The organism is Streptomyces sp. S063, assembly GCF_002832675.1.
In the GTDB taxonomy this organism is placed as follows: Bacteria; Actinomycetota; Actinomycetes; order Streptomycetales; family Streptomycetaceae; genus Streptomyces; species Streptomyces sindenensis.
The window spans coordinates 7,099,813-7,125,243 of the sequence record NZ_CP021707.1; the positions used below are offsets into that span (position 1 = coordinate 7,099,813).

General features: G+C 73.9%; 20 protein-coding genes, 2 pseudogenes and 1 riboswitch. Of the genes and pseudogenes, 13 read left to right on the forward strand and 9 right to left on the reverse strand.

The genetic code is table 11. The annotated features are described in order from the left end of the window. Nucleotides 1–73 precede the first annotated feature (73 nt). From CCZ36_RS32230 to CCZ36_RS32245, 3 genes are all read left to right on the forward strand, one after another. Nucleotides 74–3,883, forward strand: a complete 3,810-nt coding sequence (locus CCZ36_RS32230) for a vWA domain-containing protein (RefSeq protein WP_128819159.1) — start codon at nucleotides 74–76, stop codon at nucleotides 3,881–3,883. Beyond that, nucleotides 3,880–5,811 (forward strand): hypothetical protein, encoded by a 1,932-nt coding sequence (locus CCZ36_RS32235; RefSeq protein WP_128819160.1) that lies wholly within the window; start codon nucleotides 3,880–3,882, stop codon nucleotides 5,809–5,811. The genes CCZ36_RS32230 and CCZ36_RS32235 overlap by 4 nt, the downstream gene beginning before the upstream one ends. Nucleotides 5,812–6,472: 661 nt before the next feature. Then, nucleotides 6,473–7,117 (forward strand): ScbR family autoregulator-binding transcription factor, encoded by a 645-nt coding sequence (locus CCZ36_RS32245; RefSeq protein WP_069740584.1) that lies wholly within the window; start codon nucleotides 6,473–6,475, stop codon nucleotides 7,115–7,117. A gap of 121 nt (nucleotides 7,118–7,238) precedes the next feature. Here the strand turns inward: CCZ36_RS32245 and CCZ36_RS32250 are convergent, their stop codons facing one another. The 3 genes from CCZ36_RS32250 to CCZ36_RS32260 all read right to left on the reverse strand — a co-directional run bounded on the left by CCZ36_RS32250 (nucleotide 7,239) and on the right by CCZ36_RS32260 (nucleotide 9,166). Next, nucleotides 7,239–8,066, reverse strand: a complete 828-nt coding sequence (locus CCZ36_RS32250; RefSeq protein WP_128819161.1) for a pentapeptide repeat-containing protein — start codon at nucleotides 8,064–8,066, stop codon at nucleotides 7,239–7,241. A 103-nt stretch (nucleotides 8,067–8,169) separates the two neighbouring features. Next, the gene (rpmF, locus tag CCZ36_RS32255; RefSeq protein WP_065475816.1) at nucleotides 8,170–8,340 is read right to left on the reverse strand and encodes a 50S ribosomal protein L32; all 171 of its coding nucleotides are present in this window, start codon (nucleotides 8,338–8,340) and stop codon (nucleotides 8,170–8,172) included. 124 nt (nucleotides 8,341–8,464) lie between these two features. Next, nucleotides 8,465–9,166: a 2-phosphosulfolactate phosphatase gene (locus CCZ36_RS32260; RefSeq protein ID WP_128819162.1), complete on the reverse strand. Its 702-nt coding sequence runs from the start codon at nucleotides 9,164–9,166 to the stop codon at nucleotides 8,465–8,467. A 487-nt stretch (nucleotides 9,167–9,653) separates the two neighbouring features. Between CCZ36_RS32260 and CCZ36_RS36130 the strand changes: the two genes are divergently transcribed. Beyond that, nucleotides 9,654–10,049 (forward strand): hypothetical protein, encoded by a 396-nt coding sequence (locus CCZ36_RS36130; protein ID WP_237302775.1) that lies wholly within the window; start codon nucleotides 9,654–9,656, stop codon nucleotides 10,047–10,049. A 115-nt stretch (nucleotides 10,050–10,164) separates the two neighbouring features. Here CCZ36_RS36130 and ddaH read toward each other — a convergent pair whose 3' ends face one another. Both ddaH and CCZ36_RS32275 read right to left on the reverse strand, forming a co-directional pair. Further along, the gene (gene ddaH / locus CCZ36_RS32270; protein ID WP_128819163.1) at nucleotides 10,165–10,977 is read right to left on the reverse strand and encodes a dimethylargininase; all 813 of its coding nucleotides are present in this window, start codon (nucleotides 10,975–10,977) and stop codon (nucleotides 10,165–10,167) included. Nucleotides 10,978–10,996: 19 nt separating this feature from the next. After that, complete coding sequence (locus CCZ36_RS32275) at nucleotides 10,997–11,941, reverse strand: methionyl-tRNA formyltransferase (RefSeq protein ID WP_128819164.1); 945 nt, start codon at nucleotides 11,939–11,941, stop codon at nucleotides 10,997–10,999. Between the two features lie 216 nt (nucleotides 11,942–12,157). Between CCZ36_RS32275 and CCZ36_RS32280 the strand changes: the two genes are divergently transcribed. Both CCZ36_RS32280 and CCZ36_RS32290 read left to right on the forward strand, forming a co-directional pair. Beyond that, complete coding sequence (locus tag CCZ36_RS32280) at nucleotides 12,158–13,735, forward strand: amidohydrolase (protein ID WP_128819165.1); 1,578 nt, start codon at nucleotides 12,158–12,160, stop codon at nucleotides 13,733–13,735. A gap of 609 nt (nucleotides 13,736–14,344) precedes the next feature. After that, nucleotides 14,345–15,637 carry an MraY family glycosyltransferase gene (locus CCZ36_RS32290; protein ID WP_128819166.1) on the forward strand — a complete coding sequence of 431 codons (1,293 nt, stop codon included), beginning with the start codon at nucleotides 14,345–14,347 and terminating at the stop codon, nucleotides 15,635–15,637. A gap of 17 nt (nucleotides 15,638–15,654) precedes the next feature. Here the strand turns inward: CCZ36_RS32290 and CCZ36_RS32295 are convergent, their stop codons facing one another. Further along, nucleotides 15,655–16,542, reverse strand: coding sequence for a glycosyltransferase family 2 protein (locus CCZ36_RS32295; protein ID WP_069744739.1), 888 nt, complete (start codon nucleotides 16,540–16,542; stop codon nucleotides 15,655–15,657). A 70-nt stretch (nucleotides 16,543–16,612) separates the two neighbouring features. Here CCZ36_RS32295 and CCZ36_RS32300 point away from each other — a divergent pair, with 70 nt between their 5' ends. The 3 genes from CCZ36_RS32300 to CCZ36_RS32310 all read left to right on the forward strand — a co-directional run bounded on the left by CCZ36_RS32300 (nucleotide 16,613) and on the right by CCZ36_RS32310 (nucleotide 20,688). Further along, a complete protein-coding gene (locus CCZ36_RS32300) occupies nucleotides 16,613–18,829 on the forward strand; it encodes a hypothetical protein (RefSeq protein WP_128819167.1) in 2,217 nt (738 codons plus the stop codon). Between the two features lie 162 nt (nucleotides 18,830–18,991). Next, nucleotides 18,992–19,972, forward strand: a complete 981-nt coding sequence (locus tag CCZ36_RS32305) for a metallophosphoesterase family protein (RefSeq protein WP_069740692.1) — start codon at nucleotides 18,992–18,994, stop codon at nucleotides 19,970–19,972. Next, the gene (locus CCZ36_RS32310) at nucleotides 19,969–20,688 is read left to right on the forward strand and encodes a 4'-phosphopantetheinyl transferase family protein (RefSeq protein WP_128819168.1); all 720 of its coding nucleotides are present in this window, start codon (nucleotides 19,969–19,971) and stop codon (nucleotides 20,686–20,688) included. Before CCZ36_RS32305 ends, CCZ36_RS32310 begins: the two co-directional genes overlap by 4 nt. A 35-nt stretch (nucleotides 20,689–20,723) precedes the next feature. Here the strand turns inward: CCZ36_RS32310 and CCZ36_RS32315 are convergent, their stop codons facing one another. Beyond that, nucleotides 20,724–21,314 carry a histidine phosphatase family protein gene (locus tag CCZ36_RS32315; protein WP_128819169.1) on the reverse strand — a complete coding sequence of 197 codons (591 nt, stop codon included), beginning with the start codon at nucleotides 21,312–21,314 and terminating at the stop codon, nucleotides 20,724–20,726. A gap of 125 nt (nucleotides 21,315–21,439) precedes the next feature. After that, nucleotides 21,440–21,534: riboswitch (adenosylcobalamin (AdoCbl) riboswitch) on the forward strand. 45 nt (nucleotides 21,535–21,579) lie between these two features. Here CCZ36_RS32315 and CCZ36_RS32320 point away from each other — a divergent pair. From CCZ36_RS32320 to CCZ36_RS32330, 3 genes and pseudogenes are all read left to right on the forward strand, one after another. After that, nucleotides 21,580–21,794: pseudogene (locus CCZ36_RS32320) on the forward strand (CbtB domain-containing protein). A gap of 81 nt (nucleotides 21,795–21,875) precedes the next feature. After that, nucleotides 21,876–22,631, forward strand: a complete 756-nt coding sequence (locus CCZ36_RS32325; RefSeq protein WP_128819171.1) for a CbtA family protein — start codon at nucleotides 21,876–21,878, stop codon at nucleotides 22,629–22,631. Nucleotides 22,632–22,786: 155 nt separating this feature from the next. Then, nucleotides 22,787–23,005, forward strand: a pseudogene (locus CCZ36_RS32330) (TetR/AcrR family transcriptional regulator); the annotation flags it as partial. Between the two features lie 44 nt (nucleotides 23,006–23,049). Here CCZ36_RS32330 and CCZ36_RS36140 read toward each other — a convergent pair. Both CCZ36_RS36140 and CCZ36_RS32340 read right to left on the reverse strand, forming a co-directional pair. Beyond that, a complete protein-coding gene (locus CCZ36_RS36140) occupies nucleotides 23,050–23,376 on the reverse strand; it encodes a hypothetical protein (protein WP_237302776.1) in 327 nt (108 codons plus the stop codon). A 503-nt stretch (nucleotides 23,377–23,879) separates the two neighbouring features. Then, nucleotides 23,880–24,245 (reverse strand): tetratricopeptide repeat protein, encoded by a 366-nt coding sequence (locus CCZ36_RS32340; RefSeq protein WP_069739329.1) that lies wholly within the window; start codon nucleotides 24,243–24,245, stop codon nucleotides 23,880–23,882. Between the two features lie 147 nt (nucleotides 24,246–24,392). Between CCZ36_RS32340 and CCZ36_RS32345 the strand changes: the two genes are divergently transcribed. After that, nucleotides 24,393–25,358 carry a pirin family protein gene (locus tag CCZ36_RS32345; RefSeq protein WP_128819172.1) on the forward strand — a complete coding sequence of 322 codons (966 nt, stop codon included), beginning with the start codon at nucleotides 24,393–24,395 and terminating at the stop codon, nucleotides 25,356–25,358. The last annotated feature ends 73 nt before the right edge of the window (nucleotides 25,359–25,431 follow it).

Here is a 25,431-nt window from a genome sequence, read left to right on the forward strand (position 1 = left end):
CGCCGCGCCCGCCGGTGCTCCCGCGTCCCCGGTGCGGGAGCCGGCGGGTGGACCGGCCACCGCGGAGGCCGCGGTGGCGGCCCTCGCGGCCTCCGGACCCGGGGAGCCGTTCCTGATCGGGGTGCGTCACCACGCGCCCTCGCTGGCGGCGGCCCTGCCCGCGCTGCTGGACGCGGCGGCCCCCGACGTCCTCCTCGTCGAACTGCCCGCCGAGTTCCAGCCCTGGCTGGGCTGGCTCGCCCATGAGGAGACCGAGGCCCCGGTGGCGCTGGCCGCCGTGCCCACCGATGGGCCCGGAGCCGGACCGGTGGGTGAACGGGGCCCGGCCTTCTACCCGTTCGCGGACTTCTCGCCCGAACTGGTCGCGCTGCGCTGGGCGGCGAGAAACGGCGTCCCGGCCGTGGCCTGCGATCTGCCCCTGGCCGACCGGGCGTGGGCGGAGGGCGGCGACGCCCCCGCCCCGGCCCCGGGTGCTACCTCCGCGCCCGTGCCGGGGGAGGGCCTCGGGCTGTCCACCGCACTCCGGTCCCGGCTCACCGGCCGGGACGGCGACGACCTGTGGGACCGGCTGGTGGAGGCCCGGGCGCCCGGCTCGACACCCGAGGCGCTCCGCCGCGCCGCCCTGCTCACCGGTTGGGCCCTGCGTTACGAGGCCGAGGCGCGGGGCGGGGTGCAGCGCACGGACCTGGCCCGCGAGGCGTGCATGCGCGGGCACGTCGCCGAGGCCCTGGCGCACGGTCGGAGGCCCGCCGTGGTGGTGGGCGCCTTCCACACCCCGGCGCTGGCGCCGCCGGCCGCGAGGGCGGGTGGGAGTGCCGGGACCGCCGGACAGCCGGAGTCGGCAGCACCGGCTCCGGCAGCCACGCCGGAGCAGGGAGCGTCGGGTCCGGCCACCGCGCGGGAACCGGAGGCACCTGCCCCGGCCGCCGTGCCGGAACCGCAGGCACCGGGCCCGGCCGCCGTGCCGGAGCCGAGGGCGGGCAAGCGCGCCGACGCCGCTCCCGGGACCGGTACGTGCACGGTCTCCCTGATCCCGTACACGTACCCCCTGCTCGACTCCCGCTCCGGCTACCCGGCCGGCATCCGGGACCCGGAGTGGCAGCACACCGTCCTGGAGGCCGCCGGGGACCCGGCGGCGATCCACGAGGCGCTGGTCCGCACCGCCGTACGCCTCTGCGCCGCCCTGCGCGAACAGGGCCACCCCTACGGCCCGGCGGACGGCCGGGAGATCGTCCGGGTCGCCGGCGACCTGGCCCGGCTGCGCGACCTGCCCGCGCCGGGCCGCGGTGAACTCCTGGAAGCCGTGCAGACGGTGCTGGGGCGCGGCGAGACCTACGGCACGGGCCGTGCCGTCGCCCAGGCCCTCGAACGCGTCCTCGTCGGAGCCCGCACCGGACGGCCCGCAGCCGCAGCTCCGCGCAGCGGACTGAGCCCGGCCGTCGAGGCCGAGACCGCGGCGCTGGCGCTCCCCGGTCCGCGGGACGCGCACGAGAAGACACCGCGCGACCTCCGGCTCGACCCGGCACGCTCGGCTCTGGACCGCCGCCGCGAACTGCTGCTGCGCAGGCTGACCGTGTGCGGTATCCCCTACGGCCAGGAGCAGGAGGTGACCGGGGCGGCGGGTAGCGAAGGGCTGACGACGCGCTGGCAGGTGCGGTGGACCCCGGCGACGGCCGCGATGCTCACCGCGGCCGGTGCCCGCGGCGTCACCCCGGCCCAGGCGGCCGAGGGCGTGCTGCGGCAGCGCCACGCGGCCGAGCGCGCGGAGGGAGGCCCGACGGCCGCCCAGGTCGTCCGCGGCCTCGCGGCTGCCGCCGCGTGCGGACTGCCCGCCCCGGCCGACGAACGGCTGGCCGAACTCGCGGCCGTGCTCCCCGCGAGCGGCACCCTTCCCGAGCTCCTCGCCGGGCTCGATCTGCTGGACCGCATCGACGCGGGCCACCTGCCGGGCCTGACCGAGCCCGAGAGCCCCGGAATCCGGCCCGACAGCCCCGGAGACCCGTCCGAAGGCCCTGCGGCCCCGGACGCCGCCCCTTCCGCGAGGGCCGCCCGCACCGCGCACGCGGCGGAGCTGCTGACCGCTGCCGCGGTGCGCCAGGTCGAGGGCCTCACCGGATCCGAGAAGCCGGAAGACGCCCGCGCGCTGCTCGAACTGGCCCAGCGGGCCGACCGGCTGGGCGGCATCCGGCTCACCGACGCCCTCGCCCGGCTGGCCGCCGACGGCGCCCCGCTGATCGCCGCGGCCGCCGGAGCGGTCAGGGTGCTCACCGGCCACGACGAGGCCGAGGTGTTCGGAGAGCGCGTCGCCTCCTGGGTGGACGGAGCCGTGGACAGCGCCTCCCGGGCCACGCTCACCGCCCGCCTCTCCGGCGTCCTGACGGTCGCGGGTCCGCTCCTGACCGTCGGTGTCGGCGCCCTGGACCCCTTGCTGGACCGGGTGGTCGAGCTGGACGACTCCGCCTTCCTGGCCCGCCTGCCGGCTCTGCGCGGTGGCTTCGACACCCTGAGCCCGGCCGCCCGGGACAGGCTGCTGGGCACCGTCGAGGAACGGCTGGGCGAACGGGTGGACGACCTCGACGCGGACGATCCGGCCGAATTGGCCCGGCGTACGGCCGCCGACCTCGCGGCCCGCGAGCTGCTGACGGCCCTCGGCCTCCCGGTCACGGTGCCCGCCCACGACGACCGGCTCCCACCCTCGTCCGGCCATTCCACCGCCCCCTTGTCCGCGCACCTCGCCGAAGCCGCCCCGGCGCAGGCTCCCTCCCGTACCCTCGCGCCCGCCGACCGCTGGCGGCTCGTCCTCGGCCGGAGCACCGACCGACTGCCGTCCGCCGCCGCCCGCATGGCAACCGCGCTGGACGAGCTCTACGGCGCGGGACACGGCGAGGGTTCCCGCGGCGGCCTTCCCGGTCGCGGCGGCTCCGGAGCGGGCGGCGGCCGGGAGCCGTCGTTCCCCGGCGTCCGCGAATGGTCCGAGGAACTGGCCGCGCTGTTCGGCCCCGGCGTCCGCGAAGAGGTCCTGGCCGCCGCGGCCGTGACGGGCCGCCAGGACGTCCTGGCCGAACTCGACCCGGCGGCGGCGACCCCCTCCGTGGAACTGCTCCGGACGATCCTGCAGTACGCCGGCGGCCTTCCCGAAGCCCGCCTCGCGGCCCTCCGCCCGCTGGTGCGCCACCTGGTCGACGAACTGACCCGGCAGCTCGCCACCCGGCTGCGACCCGCGCTGACCGGTACGACGACGGCCCGGCCCACCCGCCGCCCCGGCGGCCGGCTCGACCTGCCGCGAACCCTGCACGCCAATCTGGCCACCGCCCGCCGGACGGCCGACGGCACGGTCCGGGTGATCCCCGAGAAGCCCGTCTTCCGCAGCCGCGCCCGCAGGTCGGCCGACTGGCGTCTGATCCTGGTCACCGACGTCTCCGGGTCCATGGAGGCCTCCACGATCTGGTCCGCGCTGACCGCCTCCGTGCTCGCCGGGGTGCCGACCCTGAGCACCCACTTCCTGGCGTTCTCCACGGAGGTCGTCGACCTCACCGGTCATGTGCGTGATCCGCTCTCCCTTCTGCTGGAAGTGAGCGTGGGCGGCGGAACGCACATCGCCGCCGGACTCCGGCACGCCCGCGGCCTGATAGAGGTGCCCTCGCGCACCCTCGTCGTCGTCATCAGCGACTTCGAGGAGGGGGCGCCGCTCGCCGGACTGCTGGCCGAGGTGCGGGCGCTGGTGAACACCGGCTGCCACGTCCTCGGGTGCGCGAGTCTCGACGACGCCGGCCGGCCCCGCTATTCGACGGGCGTCGCCGGGCAGCTCGTGGCCGCCGGCATGCCCGTGGCGGCCCTCAGCCCACTCGAACTGGCCCGCTGGATAGGGGAGAAGACCGGATGAACGCCGAAGGGTTGCCGCCCGTCGCACCTGAGGTCACGGCCACGCTCGTGGAGGGCCTCTCGCCCCGGCTGCGCAAGCGGCTGGACGCCGCGGTCACCAAGCTCGCCGCCCGCCCGACACGCCGCGACGGAGACACCACGACGATCGACGTCGACGACGAGACCGGGCTGCGCCTGCACGCTCCGGGCGGCGTGGTGGCGAAGGTGGAGGACATCACCTGTGGCTGCCTCCTCGCCCCGGCCTGCGTCCACCGCGCGGCCGTCGCCTGCGCCGCTCCCACGGCCGACCTGGCGTCCGAGTCCGCCGAACACCCCGCCCCGGAAGCCCTCGGCCCGGCCCCGGCCACGGACACGACCCCGGTCGCGGACACGTCCCTGGTCACGGACCCGACCCCGACTCCGGCCACGCGGCGGGCCTCGGTGACGGACCCGGCCCCCGGCCAGGGCCTCGCAGCCGCCCACACCCCCGACGCCGCCCCGGCGGAGACCGCGACCCCGGATCAGCGTGCCGCCGCCGAAGCCCTGTGGGCGGCGGGCGCCGCCGTGCTGGAGGCCGGGGTCGGCGGGGCCGGGGCCGTCGCCCAGTCGGCCCTCCTGCGCGCCGCGCACACCGCCCGGCTCCGACACCTGCCCCGTGCCGCGGGCGCCGCGCTCTCCGTCGTCACGCTGCTGCGTGCGGCCCGCGCCGGAGACCCGTCGTACCGCACCGCCGAGCTCGTCACGGCTCTGGCCGAACTCCTCGGCACCGCCCGCCGCGTGGCGACGGCGTCCGGGGCGGAGCTGGCCGCCGTCCGAGGCCGGGCACGCCGCCCGTACAGCCCCGACGGCTCGCTCCGCCTGTACGGCCTGTTCACCGAACCCGTGGTCACCGACTCGGGGCACGGCGGCGTCCGCACCTGGGTCGCCGCAGCCGACGGCCGTCTTTTCACGGTCGGCGACGTGGGGCCCGGCGGGGCGGGGCGCGCCCTCGGCGTGGCCGACCGGGCCGTGCGCCTGGGCGACAGCGCGCTCACCCACCGGGAGCTGGGCCGAGCCGGTCTCGCCGTCTCCGGCGCGACGGTCTCGCCGGACGGCAGACTGGGTGCGGGGAAGAGCGTCAAGGCCGTCACCGCCCGGGGCGCGGCGTGGACGGAGCCGCCCCTCGCCGCTCTGTGGGAGACGCCACCGGCCGAACAGGCTGCCCGCGCCCTGCGGTCCACCTCCCGCTACGCGGACCCGGACGGCACCGGCAGCGACCTGCTCTTCCTGGACGTCGAACTCCTCGGCGCCGTACGGGAACCGGGCGGCACCTGCCTGCTCGCGCTGTGCGAGGGAGGCGTTCCCGTCCGGCTGGCCGCCGCCGACGACGACCCCGCGCTGGCCCACCGCGACAACCTGTCCCTGCTGGCCGCGGCGCCGGGGACCCGGCTGAGGATCATCGGCCGGCTCATCCCCGCAGCCCACCCGCGGCTCACCCTCCTCGCGTGCTCGCACCCCACCGGCGAGGGCACGATCGACCTCGGCCTCGACCGGCTGCGCCGCGCCGACCTCCCGGACCCGTCCGCCCCCGCGCACTTCGCCCCGTCGCAGCCCGCAGGACCCGGCGCACCATCGCCCCTGTACCTCCTGGAGCGCCGGGTGGAACAGACGGTTCCGGCAGGCCGCGCCGCCCTCGGCATGCTGGGCGACGTCACCGCAGAGACCCGCCGGATCCGCCGCGGCGGTTTCCCCACGGCCGCCGCACTGCTCACCTCCCTGTGTGCCTCGGCCGCCCAGCGCGACCGCGACCACTTCGGCCGTCTGCTCCCCGCCGACACCGACGGCTTCGCCGCGTACTGGCTGGCAGCCGCCCGCTACTCGGCCGCCGTGTCCGAATCGATGTGCGTGGCGGCATGGAACCCGACGAGCGAGGACCAGGCCGCTGTGCCGCTCACCGCCGCCTCCATCTGAACGGTTCGAGACCGTCGTGGTCGAAGGCGTGACCGGCACGGGGCCGACAGCCGCAGGTCCGCGCGTGGCGGAGGAACTCCTCGGAATTCGCCAGAGGGTGCTTCTCGAAGCAGTGGACCGAGTCGGTGCGGCGGACCCACACCCCGTCCGGGGTTCATGGTGACCGGGCGCAGGGCCTGCCGTTTCTCCCACGGGGAGGGAAGCGAGGGGGCGGACGCCGTGCGATGGGCAGACGTTCGGAGGGAGCCGGCGAGGACACCCAGTGCCCCCGGTGGTCGAGGGCTTCGCGCGAGCCGGGTGAAGAACTTCAGCCCCGCGAGGTCGTCGACGGCCTTACGTTCGGCGTCCTGGCCGCTGGACGCGCCCCTGGCGCAGGCGTTTGACGGGGCCTCCAGCTTCATTTCCGTACGGGTGGTGGGGCACGGCCCGCACCTCGGTCACGGTGTCGGGGACATGCCGCGGTGAGGCCTGGACCGGCTCCATCACCCGGACGGTCCTGCGGGAACGCCGAGGGCGGGGCCACGGCCGGAAGCACGGGACGAGGGCCTGCCGCCGGGCGGCCCGGGAGCATCAGCCGCGTCCCGGGAGCATCCGGCCGCGTCCCGGGAGCGCGCCGCCGGGACCCCGGGTAACGTCGGACGCGGCTGAGGAAGGTGTGGCCATGACGCAGGATCGTGGGGAGCAGACGTTTCAGAGGATCGTCGAGGCCGCCGGAATCGTGATCGACCGGGACGGCTACGCCGGTGCCTCCACCCCGGCGATCCTCCGGCTGGCCAATGTCTCCCGCAGCGGCTTCTACCACCATTTCGCGTCGAAGGAGGACCTCGGCGACGAGATCCTGGCCCGCCAGCACGCGTACTTCCAGCAGGTCTCCGAGCAGATGGCGGCGGGGCCGGCCCCGGAGCTCTGGCTCCAGGCTCTGGTGGACATCAGCCACCACTACACCGCCGGCCTCCTGGAGGACCCCGTCCTGCGGGCCGCCGTGCGCCTGTCGATCGAGCCTGGCCCCTACCAGACCGCCGAGAGCTACGCGGGTTCGCTGGGGGCCGTCACCGCCGCTCTCGAATCCGCACGCGAAGCCGAGGAGCTCCAGGACCACGTCGAGCCCGTGGAGGCCGCTCGGACACTCGTCGGCTGCTACAGCGGCGTACAGATGCTGTCCCTCGCCCTGGCCGAGCGGGACGCCCTGCACCAGCAGGTCAGCGCCATGTGGGCGCTCGTCATGCCCGGCATCGCCCGTCCGGAGGTCCTCGCCCGTCTGCGTCTGGGGCCGCCGCGCTCCATGGGGAAGTCCCCGCCACGCTGAGACGTCCCCGCCTCACTGAGACGTCCCCGCCTCACTGAGACGTTCCCGCCACACTGAGAAGGGCGGCCGGCTGAACGTGCGGGGCAGCACGGCGCCCCCGGGCGGCGGCACCCGGGAAGCCCTAGGCCGCCCAGTGGGCCGGGCGCTCCAGAGCCTGAGGGATTTTCGTCCGGGCGTCGCCCCGCGCGGCGTTGAGCTGCGGCTGGGTGAGAAACAGCGCCCCGCGCAGATCCGCCCCGCACAGGTTGGTGTCCCGCATGTCCGCACCGATCAGGTCGGCGTCGCGAAGGTCGGCGTCGGACAGGTCGGCGGCGATGAGGAGGGCGCCGCGCAGGCTGGCGCCCCGCAGCTTCGCACCGCGCAGCCGGGAGCCCATGAGGTTGGCGCCCCGGTGGTTCTTCCCGCGCCCCGGGATGTCCGCCCGGGCCAGCTCGCTGGCCCGCAGGAGCAGCGGGTTCACCTCGCCGCGCAGCGCGTCCACGTCGATGGCGAGCAGGGTCTCGGCCGGGTCCCGGGTGAGGGCGTCCAGCCGCTCGTACGCGCGACGCAGGTCGCGGTGGACGCGCGCGGCCGAGGACAGGTCCAAGGCCTGCGCGACGTACTTCAAAAGCTCCTGGAGTTGCCGCACGACGGGGAAGACCTCGTACATCACGCGGGCCGAATCCGGCTCCTCGCGCCAGCTGACCCCCTTGAAGGTGACCTGGGAGACCTTCTGGCCCGCCCCGAAGCAGTCGAACACCGTGCAGCCGCTGTACCCCGTGTCACGCAGACGCCGGTGGATGCCGCAGCGGAAGTCCTCCCGGAGGTTTTCGCAGGGAGTGCCGGCGGACTTGTCCACCGGGAAGTCCGAGGAGCGCGAGAAGGGCAGCGCCACGCAGCACAGCCCGAAGCAGCTCCCGCAGTCGGACTGCAGGTCGGGCTGGGCGGCGTACGAAGTGCGCTCGGACAAGACGGTGACTCCTGGTGGCGTGCGGGGCCGGCAGCGGAGTTTCGCGGCCGTACGCCCCATTGTCCCGCGTGCGCGGAACGCGGCGTGCCGGAGGGAGGCCCGCTCAGCTCTCCGGACGCAGGAGCCCGCGCTCGTAGGCCTTCACCAGTCGCTGCGGCACGTGGTGGACGGTTCCGTCGATCGTGACGGGGACGAGCTGAGGCGTCGTGGCCTTCCACTGGGCGCGACGGTGACGCGTGTTGCTGCGGGACATCTTCCGCTTGGGGACTGCCATGAGGGGCCACCTTTCGTCGTTGAGCTCGAACGCTATATGAAAATGATAGTCAACACCAAGTTGCTGCCGATCTGCCGATCTGCCGGTCTGGCGTCCGGGTGGGCCGAAGGCCGCCTCGCGGGGATCAGACCGACGCCTCTTCGGCCGACGCGGGTACGCCCCTCGGACGGAGGACCATCAGCGAGTCCTCCTGGGTCGCGACCATGGCGAAGGGGAACCGGTCGACTTCGAGGCAGAGGGCGACGTCGTCGCGGTGGGCTCCCTCGCGGACGCCCTCTGTCAGTTCGGCGGCGGCGCGCGACTCCGCGGCGCGGCGTACGAACGAGGTCGCGTCCGCCCCGGCCCCGGTGGCTCTCCCCGCGATGTACTGGGCGCACGCCAGATCCTCCTCGGCGCGCCCGTCCTCGCCGGTGACCACGAACGTGACGGCCTCGCACCCGCGTTGGCGCAGGAGCCCCGCGGTCGCCTCTGCCACCACGAAGCCGGCGCACAGCACCAGCGACGCCTCCTTGACCGCGAGGGCGCCCACCGTCCCCGCCGTGGTCTTCTGCACGACAGTCCGTCCATCCAGGTGGGCGGAGCGCAGCAGGCCCGGAGAGTTGACGGCGTCGAAGCCGGGCGCGGGCGCGCCGTCCTTGAGCGCCACCCACTCCGGATGACGCGCCTTGAGCGCCAGGGCGTCGTCCAGTGACTCGGCGAGGACGATCCTCTCCGCCCCCCGGGCAAAGGCCCAGGCGGCCACGGTGTAGGCACGCATGACGTCGACCACGACTGCCACAGAGGGTGTCTCGGTCAGCTCGGGGATGCCGAGGAATCGAGTGTCCATCCGGTCATCATCGAGTGCGCCCGGCCTGAAGTGACTGCCTTCGTGAGCCACTTCACAGCGGCGGGCGCCCGCGTCCCGGATCCTTCGATCGGCCGCATTGGTCCCGTCCAGCTGACCGTGAAGGGACAAGGGGGATGCCAAATCGGACACGGCGTCGGCACCGGCGGATCCACCGGGCGATCCGGGCGGGGAGCACGGACAGGGCACGGTCGGCCGACGGATCCGGTCCTTCCGCCGGCGGTCCGGGCTGCGCCCGAGCCCGCCATCTGGTCCCCTGACTTCCGGTACTGCTTCGTAGCCCGCAGCGCCGGCCTGCTCAGCTGGGCCATGCTGCCGGTCGCCGTCCCCGCCGGGCCGCTCATCGACGGGTGCGGCCTGGACGCCGCGGGCTACGCGATGGCGTTCCTGGTCGCCCCTTTCGCGGGCCTGGTGCTGTTCGGCGGGTGCTCGCCGACCGGTTCAGGTCGGGTTCGGCTCCACCGGCTGGGTGGTGGTGATCTCGGCCAGCGCGGTCTGCCTGTACGTGCTCCGGCTCGGCACGGTGCCCGCCCCGCCGCCCGGCGAGAGCCTGTGGCGCAATCCGGCCGTGGGCTGGCAGGAGTTCCGGGCCCGCAGCCGGCTCTGGGGCGTCATCGTGATCCGGCTGTTCTACGCGGTGCTCTCCTGGGGGCCGCAGCTGTCGGTGGCCGCCGGCGTCATCGTGCCCGAGCGCGGCGCACGGTCCTTCGGCCTGATCAACGCCTCCCTCGGCGCCGGAACCGTCATCGGCGGCCTGCTGGCGATCCGCTACGAACCCGAACGGCCACTGCCGTTCCGGGGTCCAGGGCCGCCGGCTCCTCGCGTACGGACGGGCAGCCGCCCTGCCGTGAGTACGCGGCCCTGACACCGCGCAGGGGTCGGGGCGGGAAGGTCCTCGGCTCGGTGGTCATGCGCCGACGCCAACGGCACGCTGACGGCCTCCCCACGGAATGTCCGCGGGGAGGCCGTCCGGTGGTGCGTCAGGCCTCCCGGCGCAGCTCCAGCGTGCAGCACTTCACGCTGCCGCCCGCCTTGAGGAGCTCCGAGAGCTCCACGCCGATCGGGTGGAACCCGCGCTCACGCAACCGCCCGGCCAACTCCGTCGCGTTCTGCGGCAGGACCACGTTGTACCCGTCCGACGTCGCGTTCAGCCCGAACACCTCGGCGTCGGCGGCGGTGGCGAGGAGGGCGTCCGGGAACAGCCGCTCCAGCACCGCCCGGCTGCCGGGGGAGAAGGCCGCCGGGTAGTAGGCGACCGTCCTCTCGTCGAGCACGGTCAGGGCGGTGTCCAGGTGGTAGTAGTCGGGGTCGACGAGGGTCAGCCCGATCACCGGGCGCCCGAAGTACTCCTGCGCCTCGTCGTGCGAGCGAGGGTCGCTGCGGAAGCCGGTGCCGGCCAGCAGCCAGTCGCCCGCCAGGAGGTAGTCGCCCTCTCCCTCGTTGACGAAGGCGGCCGTGCGCAGCTCCGGAAAGCCGTTGTCGCGCAGCCAGTTGTGGTAGGCGGGGCCCTCGGCGATGCGCTCGGCGTCGCGGAACCGGGCCACGAGGGCCCGCCCGTCGATGACCGTGGCGCCGTTGGCGGCGAAGACCATGTCGGGGAGGGAGGGGACGGGGTCGATCGTGTCGACGGTGTGCCCGAGGCTCAGGTAGACCTCGCGCAGCCGCTCCCACTGGGCTATGGCCAGCGGGGTGTCGACGGGCTTCGCCGGGTCCATCCACGGGTTGATGGAGTAGACCACGTCGAAGTGGGTGGGCCGGCACATGAGGTAGTGCCGGGCACGTGCGGTACGCATATGGGGTAGGTCCCGATCGTCAGGGGCGGCCGGTGAGATATCCGCCCATCGAGGTGAAGTACTCGGTCGCGGGCAGCTCGCGGCCGTCTTCGGTCCGTACACGGGTGATGGCCAGACCGCGGTTGCGGCCGGTGCGGGCGTCGGCTCCGGCGACGATCACGACGCCGTCGCCCTCTCGGTAGAAGACGCGCCCCGGCGTGCCCCCGTAGCGGCCCTCGGACACGACGGCCGAGACGACCTCGAGCCGCCGCCCCCGGTGGTACGTGAAGGCGGCGGGGTACGGGGCGGACTGGGCGCGGACCAGGCGCTCCAGGTCTTCGGCCGGCCAGTTCCAGTCGATGCGGATGTCCTCCTCGGCGCGCTTGTGGAAGAAGCTCGCCTTCGACCGGTCCTGCGGGGTGAACTCCCGCTGCCCGGAGGCGATCAGCCCGAGGGCCTCGACGGTGACCGGCGCGATGAGATCCACCGTACGGTGGAAGAGGTCGGTCGCGGTGTCCGTCGGCCCCACGGGCACGGCCCGCTGGACGACGATGTCACCGGCGTCCAGCTCCTCGTCCATCATGTGGGCCGTGACACCGACCTCCGGCTCGCCGTTGATGAGCGCCCAGATCAGTGGCGAGAAACCCGCGTAGGCGGGCAGCAGCGAGTCATGGATGTTGAGCGTGCCGTGGACCGGCAGGGTGAAGATCTCCGGCGGCATCCACGTCCGCCAGTTGTTGGCCACGATGATGTCCGGGGCCACCTCCCGCAGCTGGTCCACGAGTTCGCCGTCCGGCCGGTTGCGGATGATCACGGGGACCCCGTGCTTCTCCGCGAGATCGGCGACCGAATCGCTCCAGATCTTCTCGTAGGCGTGCTCGCTCCTGGGGTGGGTCACCACGGTCACCACGTCGTGCTCGGAGTCCAGCAGGGCTTGCAGGGTGCGATGGCCCCAGGTCTGGTATCCGAACATGACGACCCGCATGAAGGTGCCTCCTTGGAAAGCGATGACTGGCGCGCCTCAGTAAAGCAAGGCTTACCTAAGAGCACAACGCCCCATGATTGACAGGGATGTTGACAGCGGAAGACGGCTGGAAATACCCCCTGACGTCGACAGGGGGGAACGAGCGGGTTAACTTGACCCGGCCCGCTCTCCGGCCGCGCGAGCCGTGGGTCCGAACGCGACGGGGAGGGACTTCCCATGCTCTGTACGAGGCTGACGAACGCGCGCGTGCTCACGATGGATCCCCGCCACCCCGTCGCCCACGACCTGGGGATCTGGCGGGGCCGGATCGTCGGCGTGGACGAGGCCGTGACATCGCTGCCCGCCCGCGAGGTCGTCGACCTGGGCGGGGCGACCGTGCTGCCCGGCTTCATCGACAGCCATGTCCACCTGGCTTGGGCCGGGTTGAAGGCCGGGACCCCGAGCGTCGCCCCGTGCGAACGGATCGCGGACATCCTCGCCGTGGTCGACGCGGAGGCCCGGCGGCCCGCCCCTCCCGGCGCCTGGGTGGACCTGGCCGGATATGACCAGCGGGCCCTGGGCCGGCACCTGACCGCCGCCGAACTGGACCGGGTCAGCCACGGCCGCAAGGTCTTCCTGATGCACGACTCCGGGCACGCCTGCGTCGTCAACACCGCGGTGCTGGACCTGCTGCCGGACGGGACCCCGCACCAGGACGGCTTCCTCGCCGAGAGCGCCATGACCACCGCCCGCCGGCTGCGGCTCCCGTACTCCCAGGAAGAGCTGGCGGACGCGATCGAGCTGGCCGCCCGCGCCTGCCTGGACGAAGGGATCACCGCCTGTGCGGAGGCGGGCATCGGCGGCGGACTCCTCGGCCACAGCCCCGTCGAACTGGGCGCCTACCAGCTGCTCCGGGACCGAGGGCGGCTGCCCCTGCGGGTCCAGCTCATGGCCTCCGGCGACACCCTGCGCCCCCGCGCTGCACACACCGACGACGGGTTCACTCAGGCCCTGGACCTCGGCCTGCGCACCGGCTTCGGCGACGACTGGCTGTCGCTCGGCGCGCTCAAGATCTACACCGACGGCGGGATGATGGCCCGGACGGCGGCGCTCACCTCCCCGTACGAAGGCACGAGCGACAACGTCGGCCGCTTCCAGGACGACCCGGAACGTCTCGCCGCCCTCATCGTCGACGGCCACCTCGCCGGCTGGCAGCTCGCCGTCCACGCCATCGGCGACCGCGCCGCCGACCTCGCCCTGGACGCCCTGGAGCGGGCCCAGACGCTGCGGCCCCGCCCGGACGCGCGCCACCGCATCGAACACGCCGGGCTGATCCGCCCCGACCAGCTGCCCCGGTTCGCCGCGCTCGGCGTGAGCGCGGTGGTCCAGCCCAACTTCCTGCGCTACTTCGGCGACGACTACGCGACGGTGATGGGCCAGGAGCGGGCCGGGTGGATGTACCGGGGTCGCGGCTTCCTGGACCACGGCGTCGAACTCGTCGGCAGCTCGGACCGCCCCGTCACGGACGGCGCACCCCTGCGCGCGATCCAGTTCATGGTCGAACGCGCCTCCACCTCGGGCCGCCTCGTCGGCCCGGACGAGGCCGTCACCGTCGACGAGGCGCTGCGGGCCTACACGGTCGCCGGCGCCCACGCCTGCCGCTGGGAGGGCGCGGCGGGCGCCCTCGCACCGGGAATGCGTGCCGATCTGGTGGTGCTGGGCGACGACCCGCACCACGTGGACCCCGCCCGGATCGGGGACATCGAGGTCGTCCGGACCTTCGTGGACGGCCGGGACACCCGCGCCGCAGGGTGACGGCTACGCTCGACGCCATGCGCACGGAGAACACGGAGGAGACGGGGAACGGGCCGGGCGCCGCGTGGGTGACCGTCGTGGCGTACGAGAACCTGCCGGGCTGCCCGCGGCCCGCGGCGGCGCTGCGCGCTTGACTGCGTGACCGCGGCATCGACTGGATGCCCTTCGCCGGGGAGCGGATCCGCTGCGATCTCGCCTGCGGCATCGGCGCGGACGGTCACTGGCGCGGCTGGTACACCGTCCAGTCGACGCCACCGCGCTGCACGCCCTGGGTCTGCACCCCGACCAGCCCACCTCCGTGTTCACCGCGCCCTCACCGCCGCTCTGGTGGCACGCCACCGCCGAGCGCAACGCCGAACGGCGCCCCGGCGGCTGACGGCCCCTCCGTCCCCGCCCCTCTCAACTCGTGCTGTGCCGACGTCTCTTGAGGTCCACCGGCCTGCCGACGCGTGTCACCCCGCAAGCGAGCGAAAGAACAATACATCGTCCTTTTCGTGTTATTTAGGGTGAATCCGGGCATCGGCCCGTAGGTTGGGGACCGGGCGGCCGCGGTTCCGTCGGCCGCCCGGCACCCGCGCCGCAGGTCATGAACGAGGAAAGGCAGGGCAGGTGAACGTGCTGGGGATCATCGCCTCCGGTGTGGCCGCGCTGTTCATCACGGTCGCACTCGCCAAGAGTGTCCGCCGCATGGCGCTCCGCCCCCGCGTCCCGGACGAACCGGGCGGGCGTGCGCCACGGGCCGAGGCGCTGCGCAGGACGGGCGGCGCGACGGCCGTGCTCGGCGTCGGCACGGCGACCGGCGCGGCCCTGTCGCTCGGCGCGGCGGACGACGCGGCGGGCTCCGTCGCAGGGCTGCTCGCCGGGGCGGGACTCGTGGCGGCCCTCGGTCTCGTCCACGACCTGAAGCCGCTGTGGGCCGCCCTGCGCCTCGCCGTCCAGACCGCCGCCGCGGTCCTCGTCGTCTGCCTGGCCGGGCTCTCACCGGCGGCGGGCGTCCTGGCCGTGCTCTGGATCGTCGCCGTCACCAACGCCTTCGCCCTGCTCGACCACGCCGACGGGCTGCTCACCGCCGTCGGACTGGTCACCGCCGCCGGACTCCTCACGTGCGCCCTCGCCGGCGGGGACCCCGCTCTCGCGCTGCTTCCGGCGACCCTGGTGGCGGGCCTCGCCGGCTTCCTCCTCCATAACTGGTACCCCGCGCGCCTCCGGCTCGGCGCGGCCGGTGCGCAGTTCACCGGATTCGCCCTGGCGGCCTCCGGCGCGCTGATCCTGGCGGCCGCCCCGCCCGGCCGCGCCGCGTGGGCGGCGCTCCCGGCCCTGGCCACGGTGGCACTCGCCGACAGCGCCCTGGTCCTGATCTCCCGCCGCCGCGCGGCGCGTTCCCCGCTGCGCGACACGGACGACCACATCGCGCACCGGCTGCGCCGGGTCCGCGTCACCGTGCCGGGCGCCGCGGTCCTGACCGCTGTGTGGGCGGCGGCGCCCGTGGCCGCCGGGGCCCTCGTGTACGCGCGCCTGCTGCACCCGGCGTTCCTCCTCCTCCCGCTGGCCGGGACGGTCGCCGCCGTGTACGCCCTGCTGAGGATCCCGGCGTACGCCCCGCCCCGCACGCAGCCGACCCGTACCGGCTCCTCCCGCAGGGCCCCGTCCGGCGCGGCTCCGTCCCGTAGCGCCACGCCCCGCGCGAACCAGGTCCGTACGAACACCGCCCGACGCGCCGAAACGCCCACCACCGGTGCCGCGATCCCCGCCGCGGCCCCCGCGACCGGCGCCAAGGGCTCGGCTCCCGGCCGGGGCGCGCCCGCCGCCACCGCGAGGACCGCCGCGGGGCGCCCCACCGTGCCGCCCCCGCCCAACGGCCGCCCCGCCGAAGCCGCCACGGCCGCGGCCGAGCGGGGCTGACACCGACCGGTCCGCGATCACCCCCGCAGCCGCCCGAGCGTGGCGCGGGCCGCGGTGCGCGCGTACGGGGAGACCATCAGATACGGAGCCCACGGCCAGGTGTGCCGCAGGCAGTACACCCACCACTGGCGCGGCGGCAGTTCCCGCACGGAGGTCACCCGGCGCAGCGCCTCCCGGACGCCGATGCCCGGCTCCCGGCTGCCGGGAGCCGCCGGCCCCTCCACGCACTCGCCGACGTGGCCCGGAGCGACCAGCGCGACTGCCCCGGCCCGCCGCGCGCGCCGGCCGTGGTCGTAATCGCCCATCCGATGACGGAAGACCTTGTCGGGATCGCCGACGACCTCGTACACGGCACGGGGCACCAGAACAACCCGCCCGTCGTACGTGTCGCAGCGCTCGGGCCGGTGCGCGCCCGGCTCCACGAGCGTCAGGGACCGGCCCCGCCGTCCGGAGTACACCGTGTCCCCGTACGCGTTGCGCACCGCGCCGACGACGACCGCGTCGGAACCGGCCGCGTCCGAGGTGCGCAACAACGTCGCGAGGGCGTCCCGGAACAGCTCCACGCCGTCGTCGAGCCACAGCTGATGCGTCCACGCGTGGCTCGGCCCGCCCGGGACGCCGCCGAGCGGGCCGCCGCCCCCGCCGCCACTGCGGCTGTTCCGGCTCGCGATGCGCAGCGCCTGGTTGCGGGAGACGTCGGCGCCCACCGACATGACCTCCACCGCAGGATGACGCAGCCGCACCGCCTCCGGCGTACCGTCGGTGCTGCCGGTGTCCACGAGATGCACGCCCAGCGTCGTCCCGGCGGGGAGACCGCGCTGCTCCTCCAGGGCGCGCAGGGCGTACAGCGTCCGCGCGCGGTGGTCGTGACTCGTCATCAGCACGGCCAGGTGGACGGAGTGCACGGCGGGCTCCTCAGCTCCTCAGGTCTCATCATTCATGCATAAAAGCTGATATTCCGCATAGGCTGGGTGGGTGAGCGCCGAACCGATCGCGAAGCCGCTCGGGCCCGTGCGGGGCCCCACGTCCCCGCGCCGGTCCGGCCGCCTCGTGCCGGTGCTCGCCTTCCTGCTGGCCGTGCTGTGCGTGAGCACGGTCGCGCTCACCGCGACCGTCCGCTCCACGGTCGTCTCGCCCGGCTTCTACCAGGCGGTGCTGGACGAGGAGTCGGCCTACGACCGCCTCTACAGCGAGGTGCTCGTCGACCCGGAGATCTCACCCGTCACCCGCGAACTCCTCGCCCATCTGCCCGTGCCCGAGGCGCTGGTGACGTCGAACATCAAGGTCGTGCTGCCGCCCGCCACGGTCCGGGCCCTCACCGACCAGCAGATCGCCGCGGTGACCGGCTATCTGCGCGGCGACCGCGACGAGCTCCGGCTGACCGTCGACCTGGCCCCGGTGCTGGAGAACCTCGCCGATCTCGCACGCGTCTACTTCGGCGACCTGGTGGCCCATGTCCAGGGCCGGGACCAGCCCGACTTCGAACGGTTCACCGCCGACCTGGCCGCGGGGCTCGACGACCTCAAGGAGGGCCGGGCCCCGGAGCTGCCCAGGCTGCCGCTCACCGAGGACCAGGCCGACCGCGCCGCCGACGTCCTCCTCACGGCCGTACCGGAGCGGCAGCGGACGGCGCTGCGCGCCGAGATCGAGGTGGCGCTGGGCGAGGGGGACGTGGCGACCGCGCTGGCCGCAACCGCCGCCGCGCTCTCCGACGGCTCGCGCGGCGCCGCCGCGGACCTCCGTACCACCCTCCAGGAGGGTACGTGGGACCTCACCGGCGCCCTGACCGCCGCCGGGGCCGACCTCACCGCTCTGGAACAGGCGCGCGACACCATCAGGTTCCTGACGCTGCTCCAGGTCCTCGCCCTCACCCTCGCGCTCGCCGCCCTCGTGACGCTCTGGTTCACCGGCCCCGCCGCCCCGGCCCACAAGCTGATGCGGCTCGGTCAGGCGCTCGCCTGCGGGGGTGTCCTGACCGGCGCGGCCGTGCTCCTGGCCCGGCCGGTCACCGGCGGACGCCTTCTCGACACACCGGACTCGTGGGCCCCGAGCGTCACCTCCCTCGTCGACGATCTCCAGCGCAACGCCGTGAACCAGGCGGTGGCCACGGGTCTCGGCGCCGCCCTCACGGCCCTCGTCGGCGGCGTACTCCTCACGGGCGCGGGCTGGGCGCTGCTGGTGCGCCCCGACCGGATGCCGACGCCGACCCCGACGGCCGTGCGGACGACGGCGGCGGGCGTGGCCTGTGCCGCACTGGCCGGCGTCCTGGTCGTGCCACCCGTGTTCGGCCCGTCCGCACCCCGCCAGTGCCTGGGCAGCAGCCGCCTGTGCGACCTGCGCTACGACGAGGCCGCCTACCTCACCTCGCACAACGCCATGTCCACCACCGCCGACCGGTTCATCGGCCCGCTCCAGGACCCCGACATCACCACGCAGCTCAACGCGGGGGTCCGGGCCCTCCAGCTCGACACGTACCGCTGGGAGAGCCCCGAGGACATCGCCGCACGGCTCGATTCCCCCGAGTTCACCTCCGAGCAGCGGCGGCTGATCACCGGCGCCATCGACAAGGCCAACCCACCGCGCGAGGGCCTGTGGCTCTGTCACGGCGTCTGCCGCGCCGGGGCCATCGAGCTGGTCCCGGCCCTGGAGGACATCCGCGACTGGCTGCGCGCCCACCCCACCGAGATCGTGACGCTCATCGTCCAGGACGACATCAGCCCCGAGGACACCGAGGAGGCGTTCCACGCGGCCGGCCTGGACGACCTCCTGCACACCCCCGACGCGGACCCGGACGCCCCGTGGCCCACCCTGGAGGAGATGATCGACAGCGGCCGCAGGCTGGTGGTGTTCGCCGAGAAGGCCGACGGCCCGGCCCCCTGGTACCGCAACTTCTACCGGTACGGCATGGAGACCCCGTTCGCCTTTCGGAGTCCCTCCGAGATGACCTGCGCACCCCACCGGGGCGGCACCGGGAAACAGCTCTTCCTGCTCAACCACTTCATCACGAACGCCGGCGGCAGCCGCCTGGACGCCGGTCGTGTCAACGCCCGCGAGTGGGTCCTGGAACGGGCCCGGGCCTGCGAGGCGGAGCGCGGCAGCCCGGTCACTTTCATCGCCGTCGACTACACCACGATCGGCGACGCGCTCGGAGCGGTGAACGAACTGAACTCCCGCCGCACACAAGACGACTGACGGAGCCGCTGCCGCGCCGGCGCCAGGCGCGGCCGCCGACACGGCCGAACCCGAAAACCCCCGGGAGGCGGGGGAGGGGAGCGTGAGAGGCTACGTACCCAGGGGCTCCTCACCGTGCGGACGGAGCCGGACGACTGCCGAGAGATCAGGATTTCCGTGCCCATGAATCCTCCGAGCGACCCGGCACCGCACGGTGCCCCCGCCGCCGTACCGTCCCCCGGCGACGGACCCCGACAGCGGGGCGAGGGCCGTCTGCTGGCCGTGAGCGACCTGCACGCGGCGGTGACCGACAACCGGCCGATCGTCGAGTCCCTCCATCCGACGTCCGCGGACGACTGGCTGATCGTCGCGGGCGACGTCGCGGAGCGGCCCGAGGAGATCCGGTGGGCGCTCGGGCTCCTCGCGGAACGCTTCGCCCAGGTCATCTGGACCCCCGGCAACCACGAGCTCTGGACCGTGGCCAAGGACCCGGTCCAGCTGCGCGGCCAGGCCCGCTACGACCACCTCGTCGCGCTGTGCCGGGAGCTCGGGGTGACGACTCCGGAGGACCCCTTCCCGCTCTGGCCGGGCCCCGACGGACCGGTGGCGATCGCGCCGCTCTTCCTCCTGTACGACTACACCTTCCGCGCCCCGGGAACGCACACGAAGGAGCAGTCGCTCGCCGTCGCGCACGAAAGCGGCATCGTCTGCAACGACGAGTACCTCCTGCACCCCGACCCCTACCCGACCCGGGAGGACTGGTGCCGCGCCCGCGTTGCCGAGACCGCCCGCCGGCTCGAGGAGCACGACCGGCGGATACCCCTCGTCCTCGCCGGGCACTGGCCGCTCGTCCGCGAACCCACGTCGGTGATGTGGTACCCGGAGTTCGCCCAGTGGTGCGGCACCGAACTGACCGCCGACTGGCACCGCCGCTTCAACGTCAGCGCCGTCGTCTACGGCCACCTCCACATCCCTCGTACGACCTGGTACGACGGGGTGCGCTTCGAGGAGGTCTCCATCGGCTACCCCCGGGAGTGGCGCAAGCGGGGGCACCCGCGCGGCCTGCTGCGGCAGATCCTCCCGTACGAGGGTGAGCCCGCCCCGCCGGAGGGGGCCGGGACCGGACCGTCCGCACAGCCGCGCACCACCGGAGGCGCATCGTGATCGAGCTGCTGCTGCCCGCCGACGTCTCCTCGGCGGCCACCCGCGCGGAGACCGTTCCGGACGGAACCCTCTTCCCGGAGGAGGAGGCGCTGATCGCCCGCAGCGTGCCCAAACGCAGGAACGATTTCGCGACGGCCCGCGCCTGCGCCCGGCGCGCCATGGCGGGATTCGGCCTGCCACCCGTGCCCGTACTGCACGGTCACCGGGGGAGGCCTCTGTGGCCCGAGGGAATTGTCGGCACCCTCACCCACTGCACCGGCTACCGGGCGGCCGCGCTGGCCCGTGCGACCGACGTCCTGTCGCTCGGCATCGACGCTGAGCCGCACGGCCCGCTTCCCCCCGGCGTGAGGGAGTTGGTGACCCTGCCCGCCGAACGCGAGCGGATCGGTCCGCCCGCGCCGGAGGGCACGGGCGAGATCCACTGGGACCGCATCCTGTTCAGCGCCAAGGAGAGCGTCTTCAAGACCTGGTATCCGGTCACCGGCGTGGAACTCGACTTCGTCGAGGCGGATCTGACTATCCATCGCACGGACACTCCGCAAGGCGGCGACGGGTCCCCGGGCCCGGTCGCCGCCGAGGGCACCTTCGCCGCCCGCCTGCTGCTCACCGACCCGGCCCTGCCGACGACGCTGCACGGGCGCTGGCGGATCGAGGACGACATCGTCGCCACGGCGGTGCTGGTCCGGCCCGACTGGCGGGAACGCGAAGGGATGTGACGGCCGGCCGGCCGAGTGAGGTCGGGCCGCGCCGGTCAGCCGGTCGGGGGAGCGGTGAGGGGGCGTCCGAGCGCCACGTTCCACCGGCCGGAGCGCCCGCTGAGTTCGGTCAGCGTCAGCGGCGCGACGTCCAGCCGCCAGAACGCCTCCGTCGGCAGCCGCAGCCCGTGGACGACCGCAGCCCGGACGACCGCGGCCTCGGCCACCGCCAGGAAGCTCGCGCCGGGTGCGTCCGGTCCGCCGAGGGAGTCCAGCCACACCCCGGTCCTCGTCACCAGGTCGCGCAGCGACTCGCCGCCGTGCGGAGCCGCTGACGGGTCGCCGAGCCAGGCGGCCACCCCGGCGGGTTCGGCGGCGGCCACCTCGTCGAGGCGGCGGCCGGCCCAGCCCGCCAGGTCCCAGCCGGCCAGGGCCGGTTCGGTGCGGGCCGCCAGGCCGAGGGCCCCGGCGGTTTCGCGGCACCGGCCGGAGGGGCCGCTGAGCGCGAGCCCGGCCACCGGCACCGCGCCGGCGGCGGCACGCGCACGTTCCCGGCCGGAACGGTCCAGAGGGGAGTCGCCGTCGAAACGGGCCTCCCGCAGCGCGGCGTTCATCGCCGGCGAGATCAATATCGCCCGTACTGTCATGTCCCTGCTCTCACATCCGCACCAGGGGCCCGCAGCCCTGTCACGCCAAGGAATCCGCCCGCCGTGACGCTGCACATTGGACCATGGCGGTGCTCGCGGACAGGCGGTATGGTCACGTCGACCATGACGAGGGTGGGATGGAAGTCCGGTGAGAATCCGGCACGGTCGCGCCACTGTGAACCCGCCTCCGGGCGGGGAAGTCAGACCCGCCACCTTCGTCCGAGGCACCACGACAGGGACGCGTGTTCCCACAGGAGGTTCTGCCATGGCTCAGTCCGCCGTTCCCGCGACGGGGCGTCCGGGATCACTCCGGTCTCGGCGAAGACCCTTGCCCCTTGGGCGGTCTTCTTCGGCATTCTCATGCTCGTCCTGCTGTACTTCGTCGGCGCCGAACAGGGCGCCACCGCACTCATCTCGGGCGAAGGCGTCCACGAGTGGGTTCACGACGGCCGCCATCTGCTCGGCTTCCCCTGCCACTGAGGCACCTGAGGAACAACGGCCCCGCCGGGGAATCGGCGGACGCGGCCGGCAGCGGCAAGCTAGAGAAATCAGGAAACCATCGTGAACTCCATATCTGTCAGAGCCCTGCTCGTGCGCGGCATGCTCGCGGGCCTGGTCGCGGGCGCGCTCGCGCTCGTCGTCGCCTACTTCCTCGGTGAGTCCCAGGTGGACGCGGCCATCGCCCTCGAAGAGGCCCACAGTCACGACCACGGCGGCGGCGAAGAGCTCGTCAGCCGCACCATGCAGGCCACCGGCGGGCTCGCCACCGGCGTCCTCGTCTTCGGCGTCGCGGCGGGCGGGATCGCCGCCCTCGTGTTCTGTTACGCCCTGGGCCGCATCGGCGACTTCGGCCCCCGGGCCACCGCGGCGCTGGTCGCGGGCGCCGCCCTGCTCACGGTCTACGTCGTACCGTTCCTCAAGTACCCGGCGAACCCGCCCGCCGTCGGCAACCCGGACACCATCGGCAAGCGCACCACCCTGTTCTTCCTGATGGTCGCCCTCAGTGTGCTGCTGGCCGTCGCCGCCGTCATCATCGGCAAGCGGCTCGCACCCCGCCTGGGCAACTGGAACGCGAGCATCGCGGCCGTCGCCGGATTCGTCGTGCTGATCGGTCTCGCCTACGCCTTCCTGCCCTCCTTCGACGAGGTGGGCAAGGGCTTCCCGGCGACCCTGCTGTGGGAGTTCCGGCTCTCGACGCTGGCGGTCCAGGCGACGCTGTGGAGCACCTTCGGCCTCGTCTTCGGCTATCTCACCGAACGGCTCCTGACGCCCGCCACGCGTGCGGCGGCGCCGCACACCGCGGGTGCGCTGAGCTGAGCCCGCGCTGATTGACGTGCGGCCTTCGCGCACCTGCTGACCTGTACGACAGAACCCGCCGGGGAACATCCGGCGGGTTCTGTCGTGGACGGACGGGCCCGGGCGGCTCCGGGCGGGTCCGGAGGGGTAACGATGGGAATCGCCCGACGGCGACGTCCCACCGCGTGCGTGACGCGCTGTACGCCACGGTGGTCACGCCGGAAGTGCCGCAGGAACAATCGCCGTGCGCCCCGGCGGAAGCCGAAGTCCCCACGGCGGCGGCCCGATTGAGTTTCCTGCTGCGGAAGGAGCACGGGGCGGGGCTGAGCACCGCCGAGGCGGCGCTGATGAAGGAGTGGCTCGACCGGGTGGCGAACACCCGTCCGGAGGCCTGATCCGAGACGTTGGGTCCGGCAGCCCGGGGCTCACGAGCCGGCGGCTATGGGGCCCTGACATCAAGGGGTGGGGGGCGGGAGGGGGCGTCGTGGTCGCGCAGGCCGTCCTCCATGCGACGGGCCACGTTGCCGAGGATCCGTTCCAGGTCCTCCCGCGCCTCGTGTTCCGTACTGCCGTGCGGCGCGTACGCGGACACCGTGAGCACCAGGTCGCCGTTCCACAGGAGGAGGGTGCGGCCGGGGCGGCCGCCGTCGTCGGCCGACAGCGCGTACGCGGTGTCGTGCACCTTCTCGGGCCCGCGCCCGTGCGCGCGGTCGAGGTCCTCCTTGACGCGGTACGCGTGATGGGCGGGCTCGGGGTCCTCGTACACCGAGGCCGTGGCGCTGAGCTTCCAGAACGCGCCGTCCGGGCCTTTGAGATCCGCGAGGCAGCCGGTCTGCCGGTAGCGCGGCCGGGCACCGTCCTCGCCGATGTCTTCCCGGCCTTCGGGGGAGGCGGAGTCGGTGGTGCTGCCGAGGCTGAAGCCTTCGGCGGGCGGTGCGGCCGTGAGGATGCCGCACGGCTTGTCGGTCCAGCTGTGGACCCCGGCACACGAACGCGCAGTTCCGTCACATCCCCCTTCGTCCCGCCGTCGTCACCGCCGGAGCAGCCGGCCGAGACCGCCACCGCCAGCCCGATGAGCGCGGCCGACCGCGCCCGGCGTAACGCGCCGCTGCTGGATCCCTTCATCCCCCACCCCTTCGGTCTGAAGACCCCATTGTCCGACGCCCGTACCGACGGGTAAAGGAGGCCGTGCCCGCACTGGAACGGCCCCGCGCCGGGCCGGGCCCGCACCGGAGGGGCCCGGCCCGGCGGGTGGCGTGGGGCGGCGGCTCAGGAGCGGTCGGTTCCGGGGCCGAAGTCACCGGTGAGGGCCGCGGCCATCCGCAGGTGCGGCGCCGCGTCGGCGTCGCGCCCCTGGCGTTCCAGCGTCCGGCCCAGCATGAGGTGCGCGTACGTCTCCACCGGGTCGAGCTCCAGAACCCTCCGCAGCTCCGCCTCCGCCTTGCCCAGCCGGGCGGAGTGGTAGTAAGAGCGCGCCAGGAGCAGCCGCGGCGCGACCTGCTCCGGCGCCTCCCCGACGAGTCCGCCCAGGATCCGCGCGGCCGTCAGGTACTCCTTTGCCTCGAAGAACATCCGCGCCCGGTCCCACCGGTCGGCGGCGGTGCCGAACTCGTAGTAGGTCTCGGTCTCGCTCACGTGTCCTCCTTCGTGTGGTGCGGCCCGTCCCCGGGCGGCCCCGCCGTACGTTCAGCCATGACAACACCGCACAATGGTTGAACATTCCACTAAAGTTCTGGCGTGGGGCCCGACGCTCCGCGCCCCTGCCGGAATAGGTTGAGCGTCATGAGCAATCTCGATCGCCAGGCCACTCCCTCCGTCTGCGGCGGGCGGGGTTTCGTCGGCGCCGAGCCCGTCCGTGAGCTGCTGGCTCCCCGCCATGTCCAGCTGGGCGGGTCCACCGAGGTACGCCGCCTGCTGCCCAACCTCGGCCGGCGCATGGTGGGGGCGTGGGCCTTCGTCGACCACTACGGCCCCGACGACATCGCCGACGAGCCGGGCATGCAGGTCCCGCCGCACCCGCACATGGGGCTCCAGACCGTCAGCTGGCTTCACGAAGGGGAGGTGCTCCATCGGGACAGCCTCGGCAGTCTGCAGACGGTACGCCCCCGCGAACTCGCCCTGATGACCTCGGGCCGCGCCATCAGCCACTCCGAGGAGAGCCCGAAGGAACATGCCCGGCTTCTGCACGGGGCGCAGCTCTGGGTGGCCCTTCCGGACGTCCACCGCAACGTCGAGCCGCACTTCCAGCACCATGCGGACCTGCCCGTCGTCACGGCCGCCGGCCTGTCCGCCACCGTCATCCTGGGCGAACTGGACGGGGCGGCCTCGCCCGGTACGACGTACACGCCGATCGTCGGCGCCGACCTGTCCCTGACCGGCGGCGCCGAGACCCGCCTGCCCCTGGATCGCGACTTCGAGTACGCGGTCCTGTCCATGTCGGGCGAGGCCGAGGTCGACGGCGTGCCCGTGCTGCCCGGCTCGATGCTCTACCTCGGCTGCGGACGTACCGAACTCCCCCTGCGTGCCCTCTCCGACGCGGGGCTGATGCTTCTGGGGGGCGAGCCGTTCGAGGAGGAGCTGGTGATGTTCTGGAACTTCATCGGCCGATCCGGCGAGGAGATCGTACAGGCGCGAAACGACTGGGAGGAGGGCTCTCGGTTCGGCGAGGTGCAGGGCTACGACGGCGCCCGCCTGTCCGCCCCGGAACTGCCCACGACCCCGCTGAAGCCACGCGGACGAGTGCGCTGACCTGGGGAAAGCCAAAGTCGGGCTGGCCGCGCTTCCACGGGCGGCCGCTACGCCGACTGCCCTATTCGCACCT

Excerpts from the sequence above, each read along its gene's own strand:
- CCZ36_RS32235 (WP_128819160.1), top strand. The coding sequence starts at position 3,880 with ATGAACGCCGAAGGGTTGCCGCCCGTCGCACCTGAGGTCACGGCCACG.
- CCZ36_RS32245 (WP_069740584.1), top strand. The coding sequence starts at position 6,473 with ATGACGCAGGATCGTGGGGAGCAGACGTTTCAGAGGATCGTCGAGGCC.
- rpmF (WP_065475816.1), bottom strand. The coding sequence starts at position 8,340 with ATGGCAGTCCCCAAGCGGAAGATGTCCCGCAGCAACACGCGTCACCGT.
- CCZ36_RS32260 (WP_128819162.1), bottom strand. The coding sequence starts at position 9,166 with ATGGACACTCGATTCCTCGGCATCCCCGAGCTGACCGAGACACCCTCT.
- ddaH (WP_128819163.1), bottom strand. The coding sequence starts at position 10,977 with ATGCGTACCGCACGTGCCCGGCACTACCTCATGTGCCGGCCCACCCAC.
- CCZ36_RS32275 (WP_128819164.1), bottom strand. The coding sequence starts at position 11,941 with ATGCGGGTCGTCATGTTCGGATACCAGACCTGGGGCCATCGCACCCTG.
- CCZ36_RS32280 (WP_128819165.1), top strand. The coding sequence starts at position 12,158 with ATGCTCTGTACGAGGCTGACGAACGCGCGCGTGCTCACGATGGATCCC.
- CCZ36_RS32305 (WP_069740692.1), top strand. The coding sequence starts at position 18,992 with ATGAATCCTCCGAGCGACCCGGCACCGCACGGTGCCCCCGCCGCCGTA.
- CCZ36_RS32315 (WP_128819169.1), bottom strand. The coding sequence starts at position 21,314 with ATGACAGTACGGGCGATATTGATCTCGCCGGCGATGAACGCCGCGCTG.
- CCZ36_RS32345 (WP_128819172.1), top strand. The coding sequence starts at position 24,393 with ATGAGCAATCTCGATCGCCAGGCCACTCCCTCCGTCTGCGGCGGGCGG.